The organism is Micromonospora sp. WMMD1082, assembly GCF_029626175.1.
GTDB lineage: Bacteria > Actinomycetota > Actinomycetes > Mycobacteriales > Micromonosporaceae > Micromonospora.
In genome coordinates this window covers 2,485,872-2,508,133 of record NZ_JARUBM010000002.1, presented here as the reverse complement: position 1 = coordinate 2,508,133, position 22,262 = coordinate 2,485,872, and the positions used below count along the sequence as shown (strand labels likewise).

The window sequence follows — 22,262 nt, the reverse complement described above, 5'->3', positions numbered from 1 at the left end:
CCAGCGGGTGGGGAACGGATCGGGAAGCGTGCGGTCACTGACCGGGGTGGGCGGGTGGCACGTTCAGCTCGCCCGTGAGCTGGCGGATCGGCGTGCCCGGACCGCCGCTCGCGGCCCGGCGCAGGACCGCTTCCACGCTGTGTAGCAGGTCGGGCAGCAGCGCGTCATCCAGGTACGCGGGGTCGACCCGCATGGCGATCCGCAGCGCCCGTTCACCGCCCGCGACCGCCACGGCCAGCCGGCCGCCCTGGTACGGCCAGCACGCCAGCTTCCGGACCTGCGGTGTGGCGGTGGCGGTGTCCGGGCGAGGTCCCGGATCGCGCCCGGCGCCCCGTACGTCGTTGACCGTGCAGATCCCGCCGAGGACGTCGTCCGCCGACCGGCCGTCGTCGCGCAGCCCGGCGTCGAGTTCCGTCGGGGACCAGAAGGCGTGCCGGTAGGCGGTGCCGGCCCGGCCGTGTACCTGCTCGACGAGCGCGCCGAAGGGCAGGTCGGGGTCGAGGTCGGCGACCAGCGGCCCGGGTTGCGCGAGGACGCCGACGTAGCGGTCCAACCCGGGCAGGTGGCGGTTGGACGTGATGACCTGCATCGGCAGCACCCGCCGGCCGTGGACCGCGCCCAGCCCGGCGGCGACCGCCGCGAGCACCACGGCGCTGGACGGCAGACCGAGCCGCCGGACCACGCGGTCCAGGGCGGTCGCGGCGGCGGCCGAGTCGAGCACCGCCTGCCGGCTGCCGGCCGCCGTCCGGTCGCGTCGGGCCAGCGGCAGGTCGAGGTCGCCGAACCGGGCCCGCCAGTACGCGACCGCCCGCGCACTGCGCCGCCGGTAGCCGTCCTGTGCCTCGTACACGGCCTGCTCGCGGGGCTGCCGGGCCGCCGGCCCGGGGTGCCCTGGCCGCGTCGGGTCGTCCCGGGGTCCGCCGGCGAGCGGGCGGCTGAGCAGCACGCCGACGCTGGTGGCATCCACCGCGAGGTGGGACAGCGCCCAGACCAACCGGCGGGGTACGCCGGCCGCGTCGACCACACCGACGGACAGCGGCCCGTCGGACCGGCGGCGGAGCCGTTCGGCCAGCTCGTGGGCGGCGGCGTCGACGTCCGCCGGTGATGCCACGGCGACCTGTTCCAGGGCGACCCGTCCGGCCGGCGCCACGTGCTGCCGAGGGCCGCCGGGAGCGTCCACAAGGGTCGTCCGTAGCCCCTCGTGCGCCGCGACCACCCGATCGACCGCCAGGTGTACGCCGGCCAGGTCGAGCCCGTCCGGTACCGGCTGTTCGGCGGTGACCCGGGTGTGCCAGGCGTGCCGGTCGAAGCGGTCGAGCGCGTCGCGGAACGCCTGCTGACCCCAGGTCGCCGGCTCGTCGTCGGCAGGGCAGGCGGTCATGACCTCCGACTATGCGGCGTACCGCGACGCTGGCCGGCCACCGGCGGGTAATCGACCGGGAAGTGGCCCGTCGCCGGGCCGATGCCGGGCGTAGCGTGTGGTCAGCCGTGTCACGGGAGCGGAGGACACATGGTGGATGTCACCGGCACACCTGATCGCTCACCGGCGGCCGGCCCCGATGCTGCGGCACCGCCCGCGCCCGACCGTCCGGCGGGGCTCGCCCACCGGGCCGCGCGCCGGTGGCCCACCCTCGTCGCGATCGCGATCCTGTCGCTCCTGCTGGTGGCGGGCGCGGTGGAGGACTTCGCCGACGGCCTGGCCTGGGCGGCCGTGCTCTACGTGATGATCGGCGCGATCCGCGGCCACCTGCGCCGGGTGCGGATGCTCGCGGTGCAGCTCGCCGGTGTCCTCGTGTTCGGTGGCCTGGCCCTGTTCGCCGCCGTGCTGGACCAGCCGTGGGCCGCCTACCTGCTGGCGATCGGCTGGCTGGGGCACGCCGTCTGGGACGCGTTCCACCTGCGGGCGAACGTGGTCGTTCCCCGCTGGTACGCCGAGGCGTGTGTGGTGCTCGACGTACTGCTGGTGGTGGCGATCCTCGCACTGGCGTAACCTCCCGTACTCCAAGTGGCTGTGTAGTTACCAAACGGTGACCGGGTGTCTTGTGTGGTCGGTGGTTGCTTTGGCTTACTGAGAAGGCCGTCGCACCAGATGCCGGATCTGTCCGTCTAGTGGTCGGCCAACTGGCTGCCCGCAGGCGGCATCCTGCTGGGCAGGGCGATGGCCGACGCCGGCGACGACCCACGCCCAGTGAAGGAGCAGTACATGGACGGCCGCCTGTACCAGCGAGGTGAACGAGGCTACGAGGAGGCGCGGTGCGCGGCGGTATGGAACGGCCGCAAGCCGCAGCGCTTTCCCGAGCTGATCGTGGTGGCCGGCAGCGAGGACGACGTGGTCATCACCGTCCGGATCGCTCGTGAGAAGGGCTTGAAGATCGCCGTCCGGTCGGGCGGGCACAGTTGGGTCGGCGCGTCCGTGCGCGACGGCGGCATCCTGCTCGACCTGTCCGCGTTGCGGGAGGTGACGGTCGATCCGGGGGCCCGCACCGCCAGCGTCCAGAGCGGTGTGGTGGGTGGGGCCCTGGACGCCGCGCTGGCCGAGCACGACCTCTTCTTTCCGGTCGGCCACTGTCCCGACGCCGGCGTCGCCGGTTTCCTGCTCGGCGGCGGGTACGGCTGGAACTCCAAGAGCCTCGGCCCGGCGTGCTTCAGCATCGAGGCGGTGGACGTCGTCACCGCCGGCGGCGAGCTGATCCGCGCCGACGACGACAGCCACCGCGACATCATGTGGGCGGTCCGGGGCGGTGGCCCCGGCATCTACGCGATCGTGACCCGCTTCCACCTGAAGGTGTACCCGCGCCCGAAGGCCATCACCCAGACCACCCAGGTCTACCCGGCGGAGGTCGCCGCCGACGTGCTGCGCTACGCCATGGAGGCGCCGCTGTCGCCGGAGGTGGAGGTCGCGGTCACGGCGACCATCCCGCCGATCGAGGGCTTCACGCTGCCAGTGGTGCTGTTGACCGCCACCTGTTTCGTGGACACCGCCGAGCAGGCGCGGGACCTGCTCGCCCCGCTGGAGTCCGCGCCGATCGCCGAGCGGGCGATGATCCAGGAGGCCCGGGTTCCGAAGTCGATGGACGACCTGTTCGAGGAGATGGCCCGGGGTAGGCCCAGGGGCCTGCGGTACGCGGCGGACAACATGTGGACGGCGGCCTCCCCGGACGAACTGGTGCCCGCGCTGGCGCCGCTGTTCGAGGCGATGCCCAACCCGCGCTCGCACGTGATCCTGTACTGCTGGGGTGAGGACCGGGTCGCCCCGGACGCCGCATGGTCCTCGCAGGCCCCGCTGTACCTCTCCCTCTTCGGGGTGTGGGAGGACGGGGCCGACGACGAGCGACTCCTGTCCTGGGTGCACGGCTCCGTCGAGGCGGTCGTCGGCCTCTCGGCCGGGGCCACGTTCTGTGACTCCGACCTGTCCCGCCGCTTCGACCGGCCGATATCGGAGACGAACCGAGCGCGGATGGAGCGGCTGCGCTCGGTCCACGACCCGGACGGCGTCCTGCACAGCTACCTGGTCGAGCCCGCGAACCGCTATGCCGGGCACACGCCAACCGGCTCGCCGCACTGAGCTGCGGCCGGTTCCCGCCACCACCCGCCCAGCGACTCCGGGCTGAGGGACCCGGGCGACCCGTCGGCATCTCCGTACGGTGCACCGCCGGCACGAAGCACGGTAGCCTCGGGTGGGTGCGGATCATCGGGTTCCTGGCTGTCTCGATCGTCGTGCTGGCCGCCGTCCTGCTGGTGTCCGTGGCGGTGACGGCCGGTGCCCGGCGCCGACGCCACGTTTCGCAGATGTCCGCCCGTTGGGTGGTGCGCCACTACGCGATACCGGGGCGTGGGCACACCGTCGTCGGGGTCAGCCTGACCGACGCGGACGGCCGGGTGCACGGCGAGCACGTCGTCGCGCGCATTCCGGACGACGCCCAGGACTGGCAGGGCGACTTCGTGACGGCCCGTCAGGAGGCCGAGGAGCGCGCGTTTCACCTGAACATCGACCGCCCGCCGCTCGAGGGCTGACGTCGGCCCTCGCGTGTCGGAGGGCCGTTCGCGCTGACGGAGCGCCTCCTGGGCCGCGTCCTCTGCCCGATCCCGGCTGGCGTGGCGAACGGGGGCGGTGCCGGTCGGCACCACCCCCGCTCGCGGGTGGCTGTTATCGGGCGGTGCAGGTGAGGGTGGGCGTGCCGTTGGTGCCGTTCCAGGAGCCGTTGAATCCGAAGCTGGTGCTGCCGTTGGCGCTCACGGAGCCGTTGTGGCCGACGTTCGAGGCGGTGACCGACGACCCACTCGAGGTGATCGACGCGTTCCACGAGTTGGTGATGCTCTGGCCGTTGGGCCAGGTCCAGTTCACCGTCCAGCCGGAGATGGCGGCGTTGCCAGCCCGGACGGTGACCTCGGCGCCGAAGCCACCGGTCCACTCATTGGTCTTGGTGTAGGTGGCGGTGCAGGCGCCATTGCCGGCCGGCGGCGGGTTGGTGGGCGGCGGAGTGGTCGGCGGCGGAGTGGTGGGCGGCGGGGTGGTGGGCGGCGGAGTCGTCGGCGGCGGGTTGCCGCCGCCACCGAAGGTCACGTCACTGCAGATGTAGTACGGCTGGTCGAGGTGCGACGCCTGCCAGATCGTGTAGATAACGTGCCGGCCGGTACGGTTGCCCGCGTTCACCTGAGCCTCGTAGAGCCCGGTGGTCGGGTAACTGCCGGTGCGGAGCACCAGTTCCAGGTTGCTCCAGGTCAGGGGCTGGGTGGTCGGATCAAACCCCTGCCGGGTGATGTAGATCAGCATGTAGTCGGCACCGTGCCGGGCGCCGTCGGTCAGCGTCAGGGTGAAGTTGTTGGGCATCGCCTTCGCGGTCCACGCGCCGACCGCGTCGAGCGAGGCGTACAGGCCGCCCTGGGTGCGGCCACCGCTGCACAGCTGTCCGTTCGGGATGGCAGCCTGGTGGTTGCCGCCGACGTTCTCGCGGTACAGGCCGTTCCAGTTCCACATGGTGTTCGGGTTGGCCTGCCAGGCCTGCCAGCACATCGGGTCGCTCTGGGCCATGCTGGGGTTGAGGTGGTCGGAACCCCAGCGTTCCCAGCATCCGTAGTTGCGGGATGGCGGGTTGGTGACGGAACCGTGTGCCGAGGCCGGGCCGGCCTGGTTGATGGCGACCATCGTGAACGAGGCGAGGAGGACGGTGACCGCGCCTAGTCCCAGACGGCGTGCTGTACGGGTGAGTTTCATCGATGCTCCAGTTGATCCGCCGACGTCGGTGTGGCTCGCCGGGATGCCCAGTCCCGAGGAGATGTGCGCGTCGATCGATTCGGACGATCTCGAGAGGGCAGGCGGCGTTTCTGCCTGCGACGGCTTGGCGGCTCCCGAGCGAGATAGTAGTAGAGACATCTGTCGATGTAAATCGTTATCGGTGGCGGGGTGGGGTGGCCGGTCGCGGGCGAGGATGGGCTGGCCGTAGGGCACTGTTCGCCTGATCGACGACTCGGCATGGTGGCATCGTCAAATATCTACCTGTTTATGTGTGTCCATGAGTGGACGCCACCCCCACCACTGTCACCACGACCACGGAGCCACCGACGAGGTGCCGTACGGTCAGGTCAACGTCACCACCACGGCGGTCGGCCGCCGGGCGTTGCTGACCGGTGCCGGCGGCATGTTGATGCTGGCCGCGCTGCCGGCTTCGGCCCGGGCCGCCACCACGACGATGGCCGGCGCGCCGGACGCGACCGCTTCGGCCGGAGCCGCCCGGACCTCCCTGATCACCCAGGGCACGACGCTGGTGCACGCCGACATGCACAACCACACCGTCATGTCGGATGGCGACGGCAGCGCCGGGGCCGCGTTCGCCTCGATGCGCGAGGCCGGTCTCGACGTCGCCGCGCTGACCGACCACGCCACGCTCCTCTCGATCGACGGGCTCAGCTCGTCGGAGTGGCGGACCACCGGTGAGCTGGCCAACGCGGCCAACGACCCGGGCCAGTTCACCGCGATCCGCGGGTTCGAGTGGTCGCATCCGTTGCAGGGGCACATCAACGTCTGGAACACCTCCGACTTCGCCGACCTGCTGCGGGCCAGCAGCCCGGGCAGCCTGTACGGCTGGCTCGCCGGTCGGCCCGAGGGCCTGGCCAGCTTCAACCACCCGGGCCGGGAACCGGGCCGGTTCAGCAACTTCTCCTTCAACGCCTCGGCCCGCAACCAGCTCGTGGGTCTGGAGATGTTCAACCGCACCGACGACTACCTCTTCGAGGGCTGGTCGTCGGGCTTGACGTCACCGCTGGTGGCCTGCCTCAACGCCGGATGGCGCCCGGGCCTGACCGGCGTCACCGACGAGCACGGCACGACCTGGGGCTTCCACGAGGGCAAGGGCCGCAGCGGCCTGTGGGTCACCGAGAACACCCGCACCGCGGTGTTGGCGGCGATGGCCGCCCGCCGATCCTTCGCCACCCGGGTCTCCGGCCTGCGGGTGGACGCCACCGCCAACGGCGTACGCATGGGTGGCGTGCTGAACCAGACCTCCGGCGACGTACGGTTCCTGCTCGACCTGGACCGCGGCCCGGTCTGGGATGGTAAGCCCCTGCGGATCCAGGTGCTCCGCCCGGGCACCTCGGCGCCGGCGGTCGTGGACGTCATCGACACCGTCAACGGCCGGCTCACCGACTTCACCGTGCCGCTCAACGCCGCCGACGGCGACTGGGTGGTTCTGCGGATCTCCGACCCGTCGCTGCCCAACGGCACGCCCGGCCCGGCCGGCCACCCCTGCAACGACCTCGGTGTCGCCTACACCAGCCCGTGGTGGCTACGGCCCTGACCCACCCCTCGGGAGCAGGACTGGTGAGGGGATTACCGCACCGGTTCGGGTTTGCGGGTGAGACCTCGGCCCTTGACGTGCTCGACCAGCGCGACGAGGACGTCCTTGGAGGATTGCCGCTGTCGTGCGTCGCACAACATCACCGGCACCTCCGGGTCGAGGTCCAGGGCCCGCCGCACCTCGTCGAGACTGTACTCGCGGGCATCATCGAAGCAGTTCACGGCCACGATGAAGGGCAGCTTCGCCCGCTCGAAGTAGTCGACGGACGAGAAGCAGTCGGCGAGCCGGCGGGTGTCGGCGAGGACGACAGCGCCGAGGGCGCCGAGGGTCAGCTCGTCCCAGACGAACCAGAAACGGTCCTGACCGGGGGTGCCGAACAGGTACAGGACGAGGTCTTCGCTGATGGTGATCCGGCCGAAGTCCATGGCCACGGTCGTCGTCGACTTGGCCTCGACACCGGAGATGTCATCGACCCCGACACCCTGCTCGGAGAGAACCTCCTCGGTACGTAGGGGCTTGGTCTCGCTGACGGCTCCGACGAGAGTGGTCTTGCCTACGCCGAAGCCGCCCGCGATGAGGATCTTGATGGCTGTGGGTAGGGTCGTCTGACCCGTCCGATCAGAGTTGACGTAGTCCATTGATGAGCGCCTCGAATACGCTGTCGTCGGGAAGGGTGGCGGCCTGGTGGGGTTCGTTGACCCGTACGAACCCCTCGGCGACCAGTCCGTCTAGCAACACTCGGACGGTGCCGAGGGGCAGGCTGAGATGAGCGGCGACCTCAGCCAGGGCGAGTGGGCGCTGGCAGAGGTCAATGATCCTTGCCTGCTCTGGTGCCATCCCCACCTCGAGCGGCGGTGCCGACCGGGTGGCGAGGACTATCGCGACCACGTTGAAGTTGTTGGCGGGTTTGGCCCTACCACCGGTCACGGCGTACGGACGGACCACCGGGCCGGCCGCGTCGTCTAACCAAACCGGATCTTCTTCGGGCATCGTCATGGCGGCCCCTAGTTGTCGGTGGACTGGCTCGACCGGGATGGTGCGGCGAGGAACTTGCCGGCCCTGGCCACGACCATCGCCATCTCGTAGGCGACGAGGCCGACGTCGGCGTCCTCGGCCGCCAGGACGGCCAGGCACGCGTTGCTCCCGGCCGCGGTGACGAACAGGAACGACGACTTCATCTCGATGATGGTCTGTTGCACCGGACCCCCGCCGAACCGCTTGCCCGCTCCCTTGGCGAGGCTCTGGATGCCCGAGGCCATCGCGGCCAGATGCTCCGCGTCGTCCTGGCTGAGCTGGGCGGAAGAGGCCATGAGTAGGCCGTCAGCCGAGAGCACGATGGCATGCTCGGCCTGCTTGACCCGCCCGACCAGGTCGTCGAGCAGCCAGGCCAGATCGCCCGCAGAGTTCTGCTGCACTTGCCCGTTCCTCTTTCTTACCGATCGGTTTCGGTCGCCGACGTGTCGTCGGCGGCAGTGCCCTGCTCTTCGTCGTCCATGTCGAGCAGACGCGCCGCGTCGTCCCGGCCGCGGAGGGTGCCGCTGCGGTAGGAGGACATCATCTTGCGTACCTCGTCGGGAGACCGTCCCTCCTCGTCGCCGTCGGCGGGTGGTGTCTGCGCCGGGGGCGCGTCCCGCAGCTGCCGTGCGATGCTGGCCTGACGGACCCGCATGGGAAGCCCGTGCTCGGTGTGCGCAACGGGCGGCGCCGGGCGCTGCGCCACCGCGGGCGGTTCGCTGGGGGGCGGTCCCTCCACGTAGGTGGCGGCAGCGTCGGCGGCGGCACGCAGCGGCGGGTCCACCGCCGGGAGTTCCATCGTGTCGTGGTGTACGGGCGGCGGCTCCGCGACGGCGACCGGGGCCTGCTGGATCGCGGCCACGCGCGGACCATCGCCGATGACACCCGTGCTGCCGGACGGGCCGCCGCCGGTCCGGTGCGCCGGGGTGGTCATCGGCTCGGCGGTGGTGACCAGGTCCTTGGGGATGAGCACCACGGCGGTCGTCCCGCCGTACGGCGAGGGCTTCAACCGCACCGTGACCTGATGTTTCGCGGCGAGGCGGCTGACGACGAAGTGGCCGAGCTTGTTGGCGTTGGCGAGGTTGAACTCGGTCGCGCTGGCGAGATGTTCGTTGGTGGCGGCGAGGTCATCCTCGTCCATGCCCAGGCCGCGGTCCTCGATCTCGATGGCGAAGCCGTTGGCGACGAGCTGCCCGCGAACCTCCACGGGGGTGCTCTTCGGCGAGAAGGTCAGGGAGTTCTCGATGAGCTCGGCGAGCAGGTGGATGATGTCGCCGGCGGCGCGGCCGGCAAGAGCGACCGACCCGAACGGCAGCACCTTCACGCGGGTGTAGTCCTCCACCTCCTGCACGGCGGCCCGGGCGACGTCGACCATCGGTACGTTGCGGCGCCAACCACGGCCCGGCGTCGCGCCGGACAGGACGATGAGGTTCTCGGCGTTGCGCCGCATGCGGGTGGCCAGGTGGTCGACGCGGAAGAGGTCTTCGAGCTCGTCGGCGTCCTCCTGGCGGCGCTCCATCTCGTCGAGGAGGGTCACCTGACGGTGGACGAGAGCCTGTGTACGCCGGGCCAGGCTGAGGAACACGTCGCGTACGTTGCGGCGCAGCTCGGCCTGCTCGACGGCGGTGCGGATGGCCGTCTCCTGCACGGCGTTGAAGGCCTGGCCGACCTGCCCGATCTCGTCGGAGCCGAAGTCGAGAGGTGGGGCCTCGGTGGCGACGTCGACCTTCTCGCCACGCTGGAGGCGTTCGACCACCGCGGGAAGCCGTTCGTCGGAGAGCTTGTGGGCCGCGTCGCGGAGTCGTTGCAGCTGCGCTACGAGGGCGCGGGCGGTGGTGATCGAGACAATGATCGACGTGATGACCGCGAGCAGGCCCAGGCCGGCGGCCAGCACGAGCCGGAGGATCACGCCGACCGCGACCGGGAGCGCCCGTTGCACCAGGTTGTCACCGCTGCCGAGCACCATCTCCTGGAGGTGGGTCAACGCGGCGTCGGAGGCTTCGCTCCACTCGGTGGCGGTCACGGCGGGTCGGGCCGATTCCCGGCTGCTGATCACCCGGTCTTCGAGCTGCCGCAGGCTGGTGAACGCCGCGCCGTTGGTGACCTGGTCGAAGTCGGCCTGGTCGGACTCGTTCAGCCGGGTCCGGCTGGCGAGGTACCGCTGCGAGATGACCAGCTCGGTGAACTGGGCCTGCTCGTCGAGGGTCATCCGCCCGGCCACGAGCACCCCGGAGAGCAGGGCGTCCTCCTGGGAGATGAGCTCCCGGAGGCGGTACAGCTCGATCAGGTTGCGGGTGTCCTGCTGGATCTCGGGATCGTCGAGGCTGCCGACGACGTCGTAGATCTCGAACAGCGACTCGATGACGGTGCTGTAGGTCCTGATCGTGCTCGCCCGGTCGACCGAGCGGCTGTCGATGGACTCCCGGACCGCCGCCAGCTCGTCCAGCTCGGCGAGGGCCTCGTCGATCCGCTCCTCGGCTTCCCGGTCGGCGGCGAGCCGACCGAGCCAGCTATGGGCGGTGGACCTGAAGGCGGCGGCGTTCTCGTCGACGGCCCGTCGCGCTGTGTCGAGCGCGTCCCTACGTTCCGCGTTCGGCCCGCCAAGATAGGCGACCGCGAGGCGTCGCTCGACCTGTAGGTCGAGCAGCAACGGCTCGCTGGGCGAGACGATCTGGCTGTCGATCGCCTGAACGCCGAGCAGGTTCACGCCGTCGCGTAGGGTCACCCACGCGGCGAACGCCCAGAGGGCAACGAGCGAGGCCAGGAGCGCGATAACCTTGGTGCGCAGATTTGCGCTGCGTGACCGCATCGGACCGTCCCATGCCGAGCAGAGAGAACTTGCCGGCAGAGGCATGCCGAACAAGCCGCCGGTGTAGGCAGACCGACGCACGCTAGCAGTTGTCCGACTATTGACTCAAGACCGTCACTAACGGTATGTCCATGATGGACGGACGGCTGCCGGGCGGGCCGTCACGCCCGTCCGGACGGGGCGGCCAGCAGGCTTCCGGCCTGGTGCTGGGCCGCGAGCACGGCGGCGCGGACGATCCGGGTGGGCTGGTAGAGATCCTTGTCGTGCCACAGTGCCGGCCCCTCCGGCCCGTCGTGTTGCCGCAGGTAGGCGTAGCCGCGACGGATCGCCTCCACCGCTGCGGGCCGGTGGGCGCCGCCGGCCAGCAGAATCTGCAGGGCATAGGCGGTTTCCTCGGCGGTGGCGGCCCAGGTGCCCCACGCCCCGTCCTCCCGTTGGGTGGCGAGGGTCCAGCCGACGGCCCGCGTGAGTGGCTCCGCCACCGCCGCCGGTGACCCGAACTCGGCCAGGGCCTGCGCGCAGCAGGCGGTCGCGTAGTAGCCCGAGGCGTGCCAGCGGTCGGACCAACTGCCCTGCGGATCCTGACGTTCCCGCAGCGCCGTCACCAGTCGCCGCACGGTGGCGTGATGTCGTGGCTGCACCCTGCCCGGTGCGGCGAGGTGCTGCCCGAAGGCGTCGAGGACGTGCGCATTCGTCGTGCTGCTGAAACCGTCCTCGCCCGGCCAGGTGCAGAAGCCCTCGGGCGTCTCGTACGACCACAGGCAGTCGGGCGGCACCGGGGCGCCCAGGTGGCCGAGCGCGACCAGCGTGACCGAGGTGGTGTCGGCGTCGGCCGGCAGACCCGGCCCGGTCGGGGTACCCGTCGCACCCAGATTCGCGGTCAGGCTGCTGATCAGGCCGGCGTGGTCGGTCAGGGCGATCCCCGCGCGGGCCAGGGTGGTGGTCACCCAGGCGCGCTCGAAGACGGTGATGGGAGCCGCGCACGGCACCGGACCGCCGTGGCGACCGACCGTACTTTCCAGGTACGCCAACGCCCCGCCGCCATCCGGGCGGTCCGGCTTGCCAAGCCACGCGGCGGTCGCGGCCGGTGACGCGCCCACCGAGCCGGACGCGGTCGGGGTGACACCCCGCGCGGCGGGGGCGACGTCGGCCACGACCTCCAGGGCGTGCAGCAGCTTGTCGGGAATGGGCCCGCCCGCGGCCACCAGGCGACGCACCGCGGTCAGCCGATCGCGGGTGATGCCGGGAGGCAGGGCCAGCGGAGCGGACGACTGCCACCGTCGCAGCCCGGCCGGTGGCCGCGCGGTCAGGCGGTGGAGCTGGTGGTTGATCCCGTCGACCAGCGCCGGCACGATCAGGTCGACGGCCGGCATGTCGGGCAGCGGCGCGGCGTCGCGTACGAGCCGGAACAACGCGGCCAGGCCACGGTCGACGGCGCGGGCAGGACCCGCGACGTCCACCGGTGGATCCGACCGCAGCACCGCCAGCAGCGCCTCCGTCGCGCTCAGGGTGGGCACGAGGGCGTAGCCGCCGGCCTGTCCCCAGGCGCCGTCGGGACGCTGGGTGTCGAGCAGGTACCGCACCCGGTCGTGGTGTCCGACCAGCCACGGGGCGAGGCTGACCAGCCGGGCGGTCTCGTACGGTGAGGGTGACGTACGGCCGGCCGGCTCGCGCATCATCTCGGCAACGAGGTCGCGGACCTGACTGCGCACGTCGGCGGTCGCTCCGGCCGGCGCCTGCCCGTCGACGGTGGTCACCGGGGCCCCCAGAAGTCGGTGCCGTGGTAGAAGCCCGTCGTGAAGCCGAGCACGCGTCGCAGGTATCCGACCTGCTGGGCGCAGGTGTCCGTCAGGCGGTCGAGCAGGGTGTCGCACCGCTCGATCAGCGCGGCCACCTGCTGGCGCACCTCGTCCTCGTCGATTCCCAGCATGAGGATGTTCAGGTCGCCGGCCTTGACGTCGCGGTCGTAGCTGGCCAGGTCGTTGACCAGCCGCAGGACCTTCTCCACCTCCTGGCTGGCGGTGACCAGTGCGACGAGCTGGTCCTCGGTGTCGACGGCGCTGGTGGCGATCCAGTGGGAGATGTTGACCCAGGTGGCGCCATAGCCGGCCGCGTTCGCCAGGTAGTCGCCGGGGGAGGGAAGATCCGCCGGATCGGCGTTCCGGGCGGCCTTCCACTGCCATTCCTGCAACTCGGCGTCGAGCATGCGGCGCAACTCGTCCTGCCAGAGGTGGCCGAGGCGGGCGAACAGCGGCGTGACCGCGAGGTCGTCGCGGATGTCCGCCAGGAACCGCGCAAGCTCGTCACCGTCGGCCGGTGTGGCCCCCGCGGCAACGGACAGGCAGGCGGTGGCGGTGGCGGTGGCCTCCGCCAGCGAGGCGGCCACCGAATCGATCCGCCAGTCCTCCGCCGTCACCCAGAGGGACGTGCGGTTAGCGGTACGCAGATCGGAGGCGCTGCACCAGGGTGCGATGAACGCGGTGGACAGCGCCAGGGCGCTGAGCATGGTGGCGTCGACGGGTGGGTCGGGGAACAGGTCGCGGTAGGCGGCGACGCGTTCCTGCAGGTCGCGCTGGCCTCTCGCGGCCACCGAACAGATGCGCCCGTGCTCGGCGGCTTGTTCGAACGCGATGGCCGGGGTGTCTGGGGGCATCATCGGCTCCTACCGGGCCACGGAACGTTCGAGACGCGTCAGGGTCAGCTCGACCCTCCGTCGTGGACGAAGCGACGCGGCCACCCTCGGTCCGGGCACCACTGGATCGGTAAGTGTGAAACGGAACTTACTGATCAAGGTCGCCACGATCAACAATGCCTCCACATTGAACAGCTGCTCGCCGAGACACCGGTGCATGCCGAGGCCGAACGGGTAGTAGGCATGGCGGTGCCGGCCCTCCGCCTCGGCGCGGCCCGGCGCGAATCGCTCGGGGTCGAAGGACTCGGCGGTCGGACCCCAGTAGGCCGTCATGCGCTGGGTGGCGTACGGGGACAGGATGACGGTTGCTCCCTTGTCGATCCGTACTCCGCCCAGGACATCCGGTCCTGCCGCGCGGCGGGGGACGATCCAGCCCGCGGGATAGAGGCGTAGCAGCTCGTTGAGCACCAGCTCGGTGTAGGTGAGCTGGGAGAGGTGTTCCGCCCGGACGGGCCCGGTGCCGACGACGTGGTCGATCTCGGCGTAGAGCCGCTCGGCGACATCGGGGTGATTGGCGAGGACGGGCCAGAGCCAGGTCAACGCGACATAGCTGGTCTCGGTGGTGACCGCGACCATGGAGACCAGGTCGTCGCGCATCTGCTGCTGGGACAGGGGCTGGCCGTCGCGGCGGGCGCGGGCCAGGGTCGACAGCACGTCATCGCCGTCGCCCGGCTGGCGCAGCGCCTCGTGCAGGACCGGCAGCAGGATGTCGTCGATGGTCTGCACGGCACGGCGGAAGCGGCGGTCGCCGGGCATGGGAACCCACCAGGGCGCGAAGGGCGCGAGGATGCGCGGCGCCATCGCGGTGACGATGGCCTCCTGCGCCGCCATGATGCGCAGCGCGTCGTCGACCGACAGGCGGGAGTCGAAGAACGCCCGCATGATGGCGGCGCAGACGAGACGGGACAGTTCGGTGCCGATGTCGACGACGGTGCCCGCCGCGGCCGCCTCGTCCAGCCGGCCGGTCGCCGCCTCGATCGCCTCGGCCATCGGGTTGACCAGCGCGTCGATGCGGCCCCGCCGGAACAGGGGCGCGAGAACCCTGCGGGACGCCAGCCACGTGTCGCCTTCGGCGAGGATTCCATCACCCACGAGCTTGCGTACCGAACGCCAGAGCGCGGTGTCGTCGCCCCGGGGATAGTTGGCCGCCCTGTCCTGCAGGACCTGCTGCACGTGTTCGGGATTGGTCACGAGGTACGGGCTCGACACCCCGAGCCCGATGCGGACGACCTCACCGCCAGCAGAGTTACCCACGTCGACTAGCGCCTGGTGTGCGTCTCGGACCGCCAGTGGCAGGGCCTTCCACATGGGAAGTGTGCTGGCTTTGGCCCCTGGTTTCGCCTCCGGTACTCCCACAGCCGTCCTCCCCTGTCCGGGGCCCCACGGCCGCGGGTCGCGCCACCGCCAGGGCCCAACGTGAGCCAAGTGTGCAATTTGTAGGGATGGGATTGCAATGGGTGATCGCCTTTGTCACTGAGGCTTGCCACCACGCCGTCGACCTCCCTCGCGCCACCAACCCGGCTGATCGGTCACTCAGCGTCCACACTCACCCGCCGGCGCTCGTGGCGGCCGGCGTGGCCGCGGGTCGATAGCCTTCGAGACAAGACGAGACGGCGACATGCCGGTGACCGGAGGCAGGGGCAGGAGAGGATGACGGGGATGTCGCACCCGGTGTTCGCCCGGGTCTACCAGAGGCTCAGCGTGGCGATGGACCGTGCCGGCGCGGCGGAGCACCGGCGCGCCCTCGTGGCCGGTCTGCGGGGCCGGGTGATCGAGGTCGGCGCCGGTAACGGGCGCATGTTCGCCCACTATCCGCCACAGGTCGCCGAGGTGCTCGCCGTCGAACCCGAACCGCGCCTGCGCGCCGCCGCCGAAGCCGCTGCCCGCGAGGCCCCGGTGCCGGTCCGCGTCGTCGACGGGCTCGCCGAGGCGCTGCCCGCCACCGACGGGGAGTTCGACGCCGCCGTCGCCGCGCTCGTCCTGTGCAGCGTCACCGACCAGGCCACCGCGCTGACCGAGATCCGCCGCGTACTGCGCCCCGGTGGGCAGCTGCGCTTCCTGGAACACGTCACCGCCGACACCCCCGGCCTCCTGCGCCGGATGCAGCGCCTCGCCGACGCCACGCTGTGGCCGCGGCTCTTCGCCGGCTGCCACACCAACCGCGACACCGTCGCCGCCATCACCGCCGCCGGCTTCACCATCGACCACGTCGACCGCTTCCACTTCCCGCCGACCGGCCCGACCGGCCCCGCCTCGCCCCACGTGCGAGGTCACGCCCACCGCCCCGCCGAGTAGCCGGGCCCGTCGCACCGGGAATCCCACCGCGCGGGCCCGCGTTTTTCCCTGCGTACGGCGGAAGAGGCACGACCCGAGCCGAGGAGAGTCGGACATGAAGGTACGTAGCTCACTGCGGTCGCTGAAGCAGAAGCCGGGTTCGGTGGTGGTGCGCCGGCGCGGCCGGGTGGCCGTGGTGAACCGGGCCAACCCCCAGTGGAAGAGCCGGCAGGGCTGAACCAGGCTGGACGTGGTGGTGGCGGGCCGGGTGGACCTGAGACGTACGGAACAGGTGATCAAGCCGTGCGCCGCACACTCCCGGACGTACGGTGGCATCGTGCCGACGAAGAACCTACTGACCAGCGCCGACCTCGACGATGTGCGTGGCTCGGCGCTCGGGGCGGCGAATCCGCTCGGCGTCGCCGCCGAACTGGCCGACGCGGTGGAACGGGGCCGACTCGCGGATCCGCAGGACGCCGGCCGGGCGCTGGCCCTGGCCGCCGAGATCGCCGAGGTCCGGTCCCGCCTCGACGCCGCGCTGCGGTACGCCGACCAGGCCGTGGCGGCGTACGCCGTCGGGGACGATGCGCGGGCCGGCTTCGCCCGGGCGCTGCGGGCCCGGATCCTGTTCCGCCTCGGCGGCCGGGAGGACGAGGCAATGGCGGAGCTGACCGAGCTGCGCCCGCTCCTGGTCGAGCAGCCCGACGCGCCCGCCTACCTGAGCGCGGCGCTGGACGCCGGGAGCCGCTCGTCGGTCGCCGACGAGTGGTTGACCGAGGCCGTCGACACGCTGCTCGGCCAGCGTACGACCGCCGGGGCGCCCGAGGAGGGCGGGTCCGTCGCCGAGCGGGCGGCGGAGGTGGGCCCGCCGGAGGCGCCCGGCGTGCTGTTCTTCCTCCTCCAGCAGCGCCACCGGGTGCGCCGTGACCTGAACCTGCCGCACGACCGCCACGACGACCTGGCCGACCGGCTGGAGGCGCAGCTGCTCCGCCGGGCCGAGCAACGCTCGACGGACGCGCCGGACCTGTTGTTCTTCCCCGAGGACGAGTTCGGTCGCCTGCGCGCCGAGCAGACCGCGCTCACCGAGGCGTACGGATCGGACTGGGACGGGCACCGGGCCCGGCTGGAGAAGGAGATGGTGCGGTTGGCGGGCACCGGCCGCAGCGGGCTGCACGTGCTCCGCGCGTCGGTGGACGGGCTGACCGGCTACGCCGGGCGGCAGGGCGGCGAGGTGACCGATCCGCAGCTGCGGGCCGGGTACGCGCGGGAAATCGAGGCCCGGCCCGGCGCGCTGGTTCCGTGGCCGCCGGAGCGCAACGACGCCTGCTGGTGCGGGTCGGGCCTCAAGTACAAGAAGTGCTGCCTGCCGCGTTCCCGTAGCTGACCGGCGGTTACGGCCGCGCCAACCGGTCCGCGTCTCCACCGGCACGGTGGCATCCGGCATGATGGGCGGGACCGGCCGGGAGGTGAGGGTGCGGATCGAGATGGCCACCCTGCTCGACGCCCGGGCCGTGCTGCTGGTGGAGGGTGCCAGCGACCGGGCCGCGGTGGAGACGCTCGCCGGGCGTCGAGGACGGGATCTGGCCGGCGAGGGCGTACGGGTGCTGCCGATGGGTGGCGTCACCAACATCGGGCACTACCTCGAACTGCTCGGACCCCGAGGTCGCGGGTTGCGCCTGACCGGCCTCTACGACGCGGCCGAGGAGGGCTTCGTGCGGCGCGGCCTCGATCGGGCCGGCCTCGGCGCCGCCACGTCCACCACCCGGATCGCGGAACTCGGGTTCCACGTCTGTGTCCGGGACCTGGAGGACGAGCTGATCCGGGCCGCCGGCACCACCGGCGTGCAGGAGGTCCTGGCCGCCGAGGGTGACCTGCGTTCCTTCCGGCTCTTCCAGCGGCAGCCGGCGCAGCAGGGCCGGGAACTGACCGCTCAACTGCACCGCTTCATCGGCACCCGGTCCGGCCGCAAGGAGGCGTACGCCCGGCTGCTGGTGCAGGCCCTCGACCTGGACCGGATGCCCCGCCCGCTGGACGCGGTCCTCGCCTCGGTGCCGTCGCCGCGCGACGGCGATTGACCGGTGATCCGCCATGCGACCCTGCCGGGTGTCCGGGATCGGGGTTCGCCGTTCGTCATGTCGGTGCACGCACTCGTCATGACGAGACAACAGGGAGGCCCTGACATGAAGTACATGATGCTGGTCTGCACCGATCCGGAGCCGGACCCGGAGCCGGGGAACCACCCCGACATCGAGGTGTGGGTGGCGGAGAACGACGCCGCCGGTCGGCGCCTGCAGGGTGCGCAGTTGGTGCCGGCGACGGCCGCCACCACGGTACGCGTCCGCGACGGCGAGCTTCTGATCACCGACGGACCGTTCGCCGAGGTCAAGGAGATGATTGTCGGCTTCGACCTGCTGGAGTGCGCCGACCTGGACGAGGCGATCGAGGTGGCCCGGACCCACCCGATGGCCTGGGCCGGACGCATCGAGCTTCGGCCGTTTGCCGACTTCGAGCAGTGACGGATCCGGCCGCCGTGACGGCCCCTCGCCGGGCGCCGGCGGGCAACGACGGCACGGTGGCGGGGCGGACGGCCGACAGCGGGGGTACGGCGGCAGATCGGGCCGCGGCGGCGCAGGCCGTCGCGGCCACGGCCGTGGAGGCGTACCCACGGATCGTGGCGGCGTTGATCCGGATCACCGGTGACTGGACCCTGGCCGAGGACTGTGCGCAGGAGGCGCTGGCCCGGGCAGTGGACCGTTGGCCGGTGGACGGCGTCCCGGCCAACCCGGGCGGCTGGCTGATGACGGTGGCCCGCAACCGGTTCCTCGACGTGCTGAGGAGGGCCTCGGTCGAGCGACGCAAGCTGCGCGAACTGGCGGTGCTGGCGCTCACCGCCGCGACCGCCGAACCGGTTCCGGATGAGGAGGTGGTGGACGACCGGCTACGGCTGATCTTCACCTGCTGCCATCCGGCACTCGCGCCGCAGGCCCGGGTCGCGTTGACCCTGCGGACCATCTGCGCGGTGCCCACCGCCGACATCGCCCGGGCGTTCCTGGTCAGCGAGTCGACGATGACCCGCCGGCTCACCCGCGCCAAGACGAAGATCGCCGACGCGGGCATCCCCTACCGGGTGCCACGCGGCCCGGCCCTGACCGAGCGACTGCCCGGGGTGCTGGGCGTGCTCTACCTGCTGTTCACCCAGGGGTATGACGCGGATGGGGAGCCGGCGTTCGCCGCCGAGGCGATCCGGCTGGCCCGGCTGCTGGTCCGGCTCATGCCGGAACAGCCGGAGGCGGCGGCGTTGCTCGCGCTCTTCCTGTTGCAGCACTCCCGGCACGCCGCCCGGCGGACCGCCGACGGCCTGATTCCGCTCGACCGGCAGGACCGGTCCCGCTGGGACCACGCGGCGATCGCCGAGGGCGTCGGTCTGATCGCCGAGCTGCCGCCCGGCCCGTACGCGTGGCAGGCCCGGATCGCGGCCTGCCACGCCACCGCGCCCAGCGCCGAGGAGACCGACTGGCGGCGGATCGCCGACTGCTACGACCACCTGGTCCAGCTGCAACCGACCCCGGTGGTCGCGCTGAACCGCGCCGTGGCGCACGGGTACGCGTACGGTCCGGCGGCCGGGCTGGCGCTGGTCGCCGAGGCGCGGGCCGGCGGCGGGCTCGACGCCTATCCACTGGCCCTCGCGGTGGAGGCGGATCTCGTCGCCCGACAGGGCGACCGGGAGCGCGCGGCGGCGCTGTTCCGCGCGGCGGCGCAGCGGGTGCACGGTGAGGCCGAGCGTCGGGCGTTACTGGACCGGGCCGGTGCGGCGTAGGCCCTCGTGGCCCCGACAAACGGCCGGCACCGGAGCGTCCCGGCCGGCCGGGGCTGCGCGGACGAGGAGGACCGGTCGATACTGCGGACATGGTGCGGATGGCCCGGGTGGCAGCGGTCGTGGTGCTCGCGTCGAGCGTGGCGGCCTGTGACGGCCCACCGCCGGACGCCGCCCCGACATCAGCCTTGACGGCAGCACCGCCGCCAGCGTCGGCACCGGCAACGTCGCCCGCCGACCTTGCGGCCCCGCCGCTCCGGCTGCCCACCGCGGGGCCCGGCGACCACTGCCCGGTCACCGAGCCGCGGCCCTGGTCCGATACTTCCCAGGCGAGCCGGGTGCTCGGTCCCGGCCCGCTGTACCCGGTCGCCGACTACTTCACCGACGGCGTCCTGCAACTGCGCGACCAGGACCGGGAGCGCGACGGCAGGTACACGAAGAAGGTCCGGTGGATCGCCTCCGGCTACACCGGCCCGGTGCTGGTGCGGGCGGCGCGGATCGACGCGCCGGGCGCCGCGGCGGCGGCCTTCGCCTACACCGGCGAGCCCCGCGACGGTGGGCACTACGCCGTGCTGACCGGCCCGGAGACCGACCTGCCGGCCACCACGACGGTCAGCGGTCCGGGCTGCTACGCGTATCAGGTGGACGGGACCACGTTCAGCGTGACGATCGTGTTCCGTGCCGCCCCGGCGACCACGGCCACCCCCTCCTGACCACACTCGATCGACGGCCGGTCACCGGTGGGGTGCCGGATCCGGTGCCGCGCTGAGGAAGCGGATCCCGGTCGCGGCCTCGGAGACCTGCCAGAGCCGGCCGGCGAGGATCCGGTCGTCGCCGGGCGCGGCGATCGGGCGGGCGTGCACCCGGCTGTCCCACTTGCGCAGCGAAGGGCCGAGGAAGACGCCGGTCTCGGCCGTCGGGCTGGTGGCGGCGTAGAGCAGCGGGATCGTGCCGCGTAGCGGGCTGCGGGCCAGCAGGAGACCGCCGATGCGGGTCACGACCCACTCGGCGGGACCGTCGGGCTGATCCTGCATGGGCGTGCGGGCCATCCCGGGGTGGGCCAGGTAGCTGCGTACCGGGCTGCCGGCGCGGCGTAGCCGGCGGTCCAGCTCGGCGCCGAAGAGCATGTTCGCCTGCTTGGACCGGATGTACCGGACACCCGACGAGGCGGCCGGGTCACCGGCGAGGTCGTCCAGATCCGGTCCGCCCCGGAGCAGCCGGTAGAAGCCGGAACCGACGGTGACCACCCGCGGATCGCGATCCGCGCGGAAGAGGTCCAGCAGCAGGCCGGTCAGGGCGAAGTGGCCCAGGTGGTTGGTGGCGAAGACCTGCTCGTACCCCTGCGGGGAGTGCTGGTGCCGGGCGGCGCTGATCCCGGCGTTGTTGAGCAACAGGTCGATCCGGCGTCCCTCGTCGCGCAGCTGACCGGCGAAGGCGCGGACCGAGTCCAGGTCGGCCAGGTCGAGCCGGCGCACCTCCAGGTGGCCGGCGATCCCGGCGCGGGCCCGCTCGCCCTTGGCCACGTCGCGGACCGCCATGATCACGGTTGCTCCCCTTGCGGCGAGTTGTCCGGCGGCGACCAGACCGAGGCCGCTGCTCGCGCCGGTGATCACGGCCGTCCGGTCGGTCTGGTCGGGCATCTCGTCGAGCGTCCAGGAAACGGGCATGGCGCACCTCCGATGGAGGAACGGATAATCTATCCGTTCGCTGTCGACGACGGTAGCACAGATCGGATAGATAATCCGCTTAGTTCGGATGGATTATCCTCGTACTGTGCCGACTGCCAGGCCGAGCGTGCCGACGCCGAACACCGAGCCCCTGCGGGCGGACTCCGCCCGGGTGCGGGCGCGCATGCTGCGGGCCGCCCGCGAGCGGGTCGCCGCCGGTGATCTGGACCTGCCCATGAACGCCGTCGCCAAGGCCGCCGGGGTCGGCGTCGGGACCGTCTACCGGCACTTCCCGACCCGCCAGGCGCTGCTGGAGGCGCTGGCCGGCGAGGGGTTCGCCCTGCTGGTGGAGGAGGCCGAGCGCGCCGCGGTCGAGCCCGACGTCGCCGCCGGGCTGGCCCGGCTGATCCGGTCCGGGCTGGACCAGCAGCGCAACGACCCGGCGCTGGCCGCCACCCTGGCCTCCGCCGACACCGTCTGCGTGGAGACCAGGGAACTGGGTCGGGCGCTGTCCGACGCCGTGGATCGACTGCTGGAGCGGGCCCGCGCGGCGGGAGCGATCCGTCCGGAGATCACCGCGGATGACGTCCGGGCGCTGTTCTGCGGGTTGCAGCAGGCGGTGCGGATCGGCGGCGGCACCGACCTGTACGTCGACATCCTGCTCCGCGGGTTGCGCACCGGAGACCCGCCCGGGGACAGGATCACCGCGAGGGGGGAAAGTTGATGAGTGATCGCCTGACGGGCCAGCCGTCGTCCGAGGCCGGAGTCGAGCCGTACGACCCACGGGCCCTGCTCGCGGCGAGTCGTCTCGGCGTCCTGGCCACGATCAAGTCGGACGGCCGGCCCCAACTCTCGCCGGTCATGCCCTTCTACGACCGGCCGGCCGGGGTGATCCACGTGTCGATGACCGACGGGCGGGCCAAGACGGCGAACCTGCGCCGGGATCCCCGCGCCACGCTGGAGGTGACCAGCCCCGACGGTCGGTCGTGGGCCACCGCCGAGGGCACGGCAACCCTGGTCGGGCCGGGCACCGACCCGTACGGCCCCGAGGTCGAGGCGCTGGTGGACTACTACCGCCGGGCCGCCGGGGAGCATCCGGACTGGGACGAGTACCGGTCGGTGATGGTCGCCGACCGCCGGGTGCTCATGACGATGAGCGTCGACCACGTGTACGGCGAGAGGCTGGGCTGAGCGGCGG

23 protein-coding genes are annotated in these 22,262 nt (G+C 72.0%); 13 read left to right on the top strand and 10 right to left on the bottom strand.

Features of this window, described 5'->3' with window-relative positions; genetic code table 11:
• Window positions 1-34: 34 nt before the first annotated feature.
• A complete protein-coding gene (locus O7615_RS11690; protein ID WP_278177473.1) occupies window positions 35-1,381 on the bottom strand; it encodes a condensation domain-containing protein in 1,347 nt (448 codons plus the stop codon).
• A gap of 129 nt (window positions 1,382-1,510) precedes the next feature.
• Between O7615_RS11690 and O7615_RS11685 the strand changes: the two genes are divergently transcribed.
• From O7615_RS11685 to O7615_RS11675, 3 genes are all read left to right on the top strand, one after another.
• Window positions 1,511-1,990 (top strand): hypothetical protein, encoded by a 480-nt coding sequence (locus tag O7615_RS11685; protein ID WP_278177472.1) that lies wholly within the window; start codon window positions 1,511-1,513, stop codon window positions 1,988-1,990.
• Window positions 1,991-2,203: 213 nt separating this feature from the next.
• Window positions 2,204-3,565, top strand: coding sequence for an FAD-binding oxidoreductase (locus tag O7615_RS11680; RefSeq protein ID WP_278177471.1), 1,362 nt, complete (start codon window positions 2,204-2,206; stop codon window positions 3,563-3,565).
• Between the two features lie 116 nt (window positions 3,566-3,681).
• On the top strand, window positions 3,682-4,014 hold the full coding sequence (locus O7615_RS11675) for a hypothetical protein (protein ID WP_278177470.1): 333 nt from the start codon (window positions 3,682-3,684) through the stop codon (window positions 4,012-4,014).
• 133 nt (window positions 4,015-4,147) lie between these two features.
• Here the strand turns inward: O7615_RS11675 and O7615_RS11670 are convergent, their stop codons facing one another.
• The gene (locus O7615_RS11670) at window positions 4,148-5,215 is read right to left on the bottom strand and encodes a lytic polysaccharide monooxygenase (RefSeq protein ID WP_278177469.1); all 1,068 of its coding nucleotides are present in this window, start codon (window positions 5,213-5,215) and stop codon (window positions 4,148-4,150) included.
• Between the two features lie 298 nt (window positions 5,216-5,513).
• On the opposite strand from O7615_RS11670, the gene O7615_RS11665 reads away from it, so the two are divergent.
• A complete protein-coding gene (locus tag O7615_RS11665) occupies window positions 5,514-6,794 on the top strand; it encodes a CehA/McbA family metallohydrolase (protein ID WP_278177468.1) in 1,281 nt (426 codons plus the stop codon).
• A 32-nt stretch (window positions 6,795-6,826) separates the two neighbouring features.
• Here O7615_RS11665 and O7615_RS11660 read toward each other — a convergent pair whose 3' ends face one another.
• The 7 genes from O7615_RS11660 to O7615_RS11630 all read right to left on the bottom strand — a co-directional run bounded on the left by O7615_RS11660 (window position 6,827) and on the right by O7615_RS11630 (window position 14,617).
• On the bottom strand, window positions 6,827-7,432 hold the full coding sequence (locus O7615_RS11660; protein ID WP_278177467.1) for an ATP/GTP-binding protein: 606 nt from the start codon (window positions 7,430-7,432) through the stop codon (window positions 6,827-6,829).
• A complete protein-coding gene (locus tag O7615_RS11655; RefSeq protein WP_278177466.1) occupies window positions 7,413-7,790 on the bottom strand; it encodes a DUF742 domain-containing protein in 378 nt (125 codons plus the stop codon). The genes O7615_RS11660 and O7615_RS11655 overlap by 20 nt, the downstream gene beginning before the upstream one ends.
• Before the next feature lie 8 nt (window positions 7,791-7,798).
• On the bottom strand, window positions 7,799-8,209 hold the full coding sequence (locus O7615_RS11650) for a roadblock/LC7 domain-containing protein (RefSeq protein WP_278177465.1): 411 nt from the start codon (window positions 8,207-8,209) through the stop codon (window positions 7,799-7,801).
• Between the two features lie 17 nt (window positions 8,210-8,226).
• Window positions 8,227-10,617, bottom strand: coding sequence for a nitrate- and nitrite sensing domain-containing protein (locus tag O7615_RS11645; protein ID WP_278177464.1), 2,391 nt, complete (start codon window positions 10,615-10,617; stop codon window positions 8,227-8,229).
• Window positions 10,618-10,778: 161 nt separating this feature from the next.
• On the bottom strand, window positions 10,779-12,374 hold the full coding sequence (locus O7615_RS11640) for a prenyltransferase/squalene oxidase repeat-containing protein (RefSeq protein ID WP_278177463.1): 1,596 nt from the start codon (window positions 12,372-12,374) through the stop codon (window positions 10,779-10,781).
• Complete coding sequence (locus tag O7615_RS11635) at window positions 12,371-13,270, bottom strand: terpene synthase family protein (RefSeq protein WP_278177462.1); 900 nt, start codon at window positions 13,268-13,270, stop codon at window positions 12,371-12,373. The genes O7615_RS11640 and O7615_RS11635 overlap by 4 nt, the downstream gene beginning before the upstream one ends.
• 9 nt (window positions 13,271-13,279) lie before the next feature.
• Window positions 13,280-14,617 carry a cytochrome P450 gene (locus O7615_RS11630; protein WP_278177461.1) on the bottom strand — a complete coding sequence of 446 codons (1,338 nt, stop codon included), beginning with the start codon at window positions 14,615-14,617 and terminating at the stop codon, window positions 13,280-13,282.
• 351 nt (window positions 14,618-14,968) lie between these two features.
• On the opposite strand from O7615_RS11630, the gene O7615_RS11625 reads away from it, so the two are divergent.
• The 7 genes from O7615_RS11625 (at window position 14,969) to O7615_RS11595 (ending at window position 20,110) form a co-directional block, all read left to right on the top strand.
• Complete coding sequence (locus O7615_RS11625) at window positions 14,969-15,604, top strand: class I SAM-dependent methyltransferase (RefSeq protein ID WP_278177460.1); 636 nt, start codon at window positions 14,969-14,971, stop codon at window positions 15,602-15,604.
• Window positions 15,605-15,698: 94 nt separating this feature from the next.
• A complete protein-coding gene (locus O7615_RS11620; protein WP_278177459.1) occupies window positions 15,699-15,821 on the top strand; it encodes a 50S ribosomal protein L36 in 123 nt (40 codons plus the stop codon).
• 99 nt (window positions 15,822-15,920) lie between these two features.
• Window positions 15,921-16,967: an SEC-C domain-containing protein gene (locus O7615_RS11615; protein WP_278177458.1), complete on the top strand. Its 1,047-nt coding sequence runs from the start codon at window positions 15,921-15,923 to the stop codon at window positions 16,965-16,967.
• A gap of 88 nt (window positions 16,968-17,055) precedes the next feature.
• Window positions 17,056-17,658 (top strand): ATP-dependent endonuclease, encoded by a 603-nt coding sequence (locus O7615_RS11610; RefSeq protein WP_278177456.1) that lies wholly within the window; start codon window positions 17,056-17,058, stop codon window positions 17,656-17,658.
• A gap of 105 nt (window positions 17,659-17,763) precedes the next feature.
• A complete protein-coding gene (locus tag O7615_RS11605) occupies window positions 17,764-18,099 on the top strand; it encodes a YciI family protein (RefSeq protein ID WP_278177455.1) in 336 nt (111 codons plus the stop codon).
• 14 nt (window positions 18,100-18,113) lie between these two features.
• The gene (locus O7615_RS11600) at window positions 18,114-19,400 is read left to right on the top strand and encodes a sigma-70 family RNA polymerase sigma factor (RefSeq protein ID WP_278177454.1); all 1,287 of its coding nucleotides are present in this window, start codon (window positions 18,114-18,116) and stop codon (window positions 19,398-19,400) included.
• Between the two features lie 89 nt (window positions 19,401-19,489).
• Window positions 19,490-20,110, top strand: a complete 621-nt coding sequence (locus O7615_RS11595; RefSeq protein WP_278177453.1) for a hypothetical protein — start codon at window positions 19,490-19,492, stop codon at window positions 20,108-20,110.
• A 21-nt stretch (window positions 20,111-20,131) separates the two neighbouring features.
• On the opposite strand, the gene O7615_RS11590 is transcribed toward O7615_RS11595, so the two are convergent.
• A complete protein-coding gene (locus O7615_RS11590) occupies window positions 20,132-21,064 on the bottom strand; it encodes an SDR family NAD(P)-dependent oxidoreductase (RefSeq protein WP_278177452.1) in 933 nt (310 codons plus the stop codon).
• A gap of 106 nt (window positions 21,065-21,170) precedes the next feature.
• Between O7615_RS11590 and O7615_RS11585 the strand changes: the two genes are divergently transcribed.
• Together O7615_RS11585 and O7615_RS11580 are read left to right on the top strand one after the other, a co-directional pair.
• The gene (locus tag O7615_RS11585) at window positions 21,171-21,788 is read left to right on the top strand and encodes a TetR/AcrR family transcriptional regulator (RefSeq protein ID WP_278177451.1); all 618 of its coding nucleotides are present in this window, start codon (window positions 21,171-21,173) and stop codon (window positions 21,786-21,788) included.
• Window positions 21,788-22,255, top strand: a complete 468-nt coding sequence (locus tag O7615_RS11580; RefSeq protein ID WP_278177450.1) for a PPOX class F420-dependent oxidoreductase — start codon at window positions 21,788-21,790, stop codon at window positions 22,253-22,255. The genes O7615_RS11585 and O7615_RS11580 overlap by 1 nt, the downstream gene beginning before the upstream one ends.
• The last annotated feature ends 7 nt before the right edge of the window (window positions 22,256-22,262 follow it).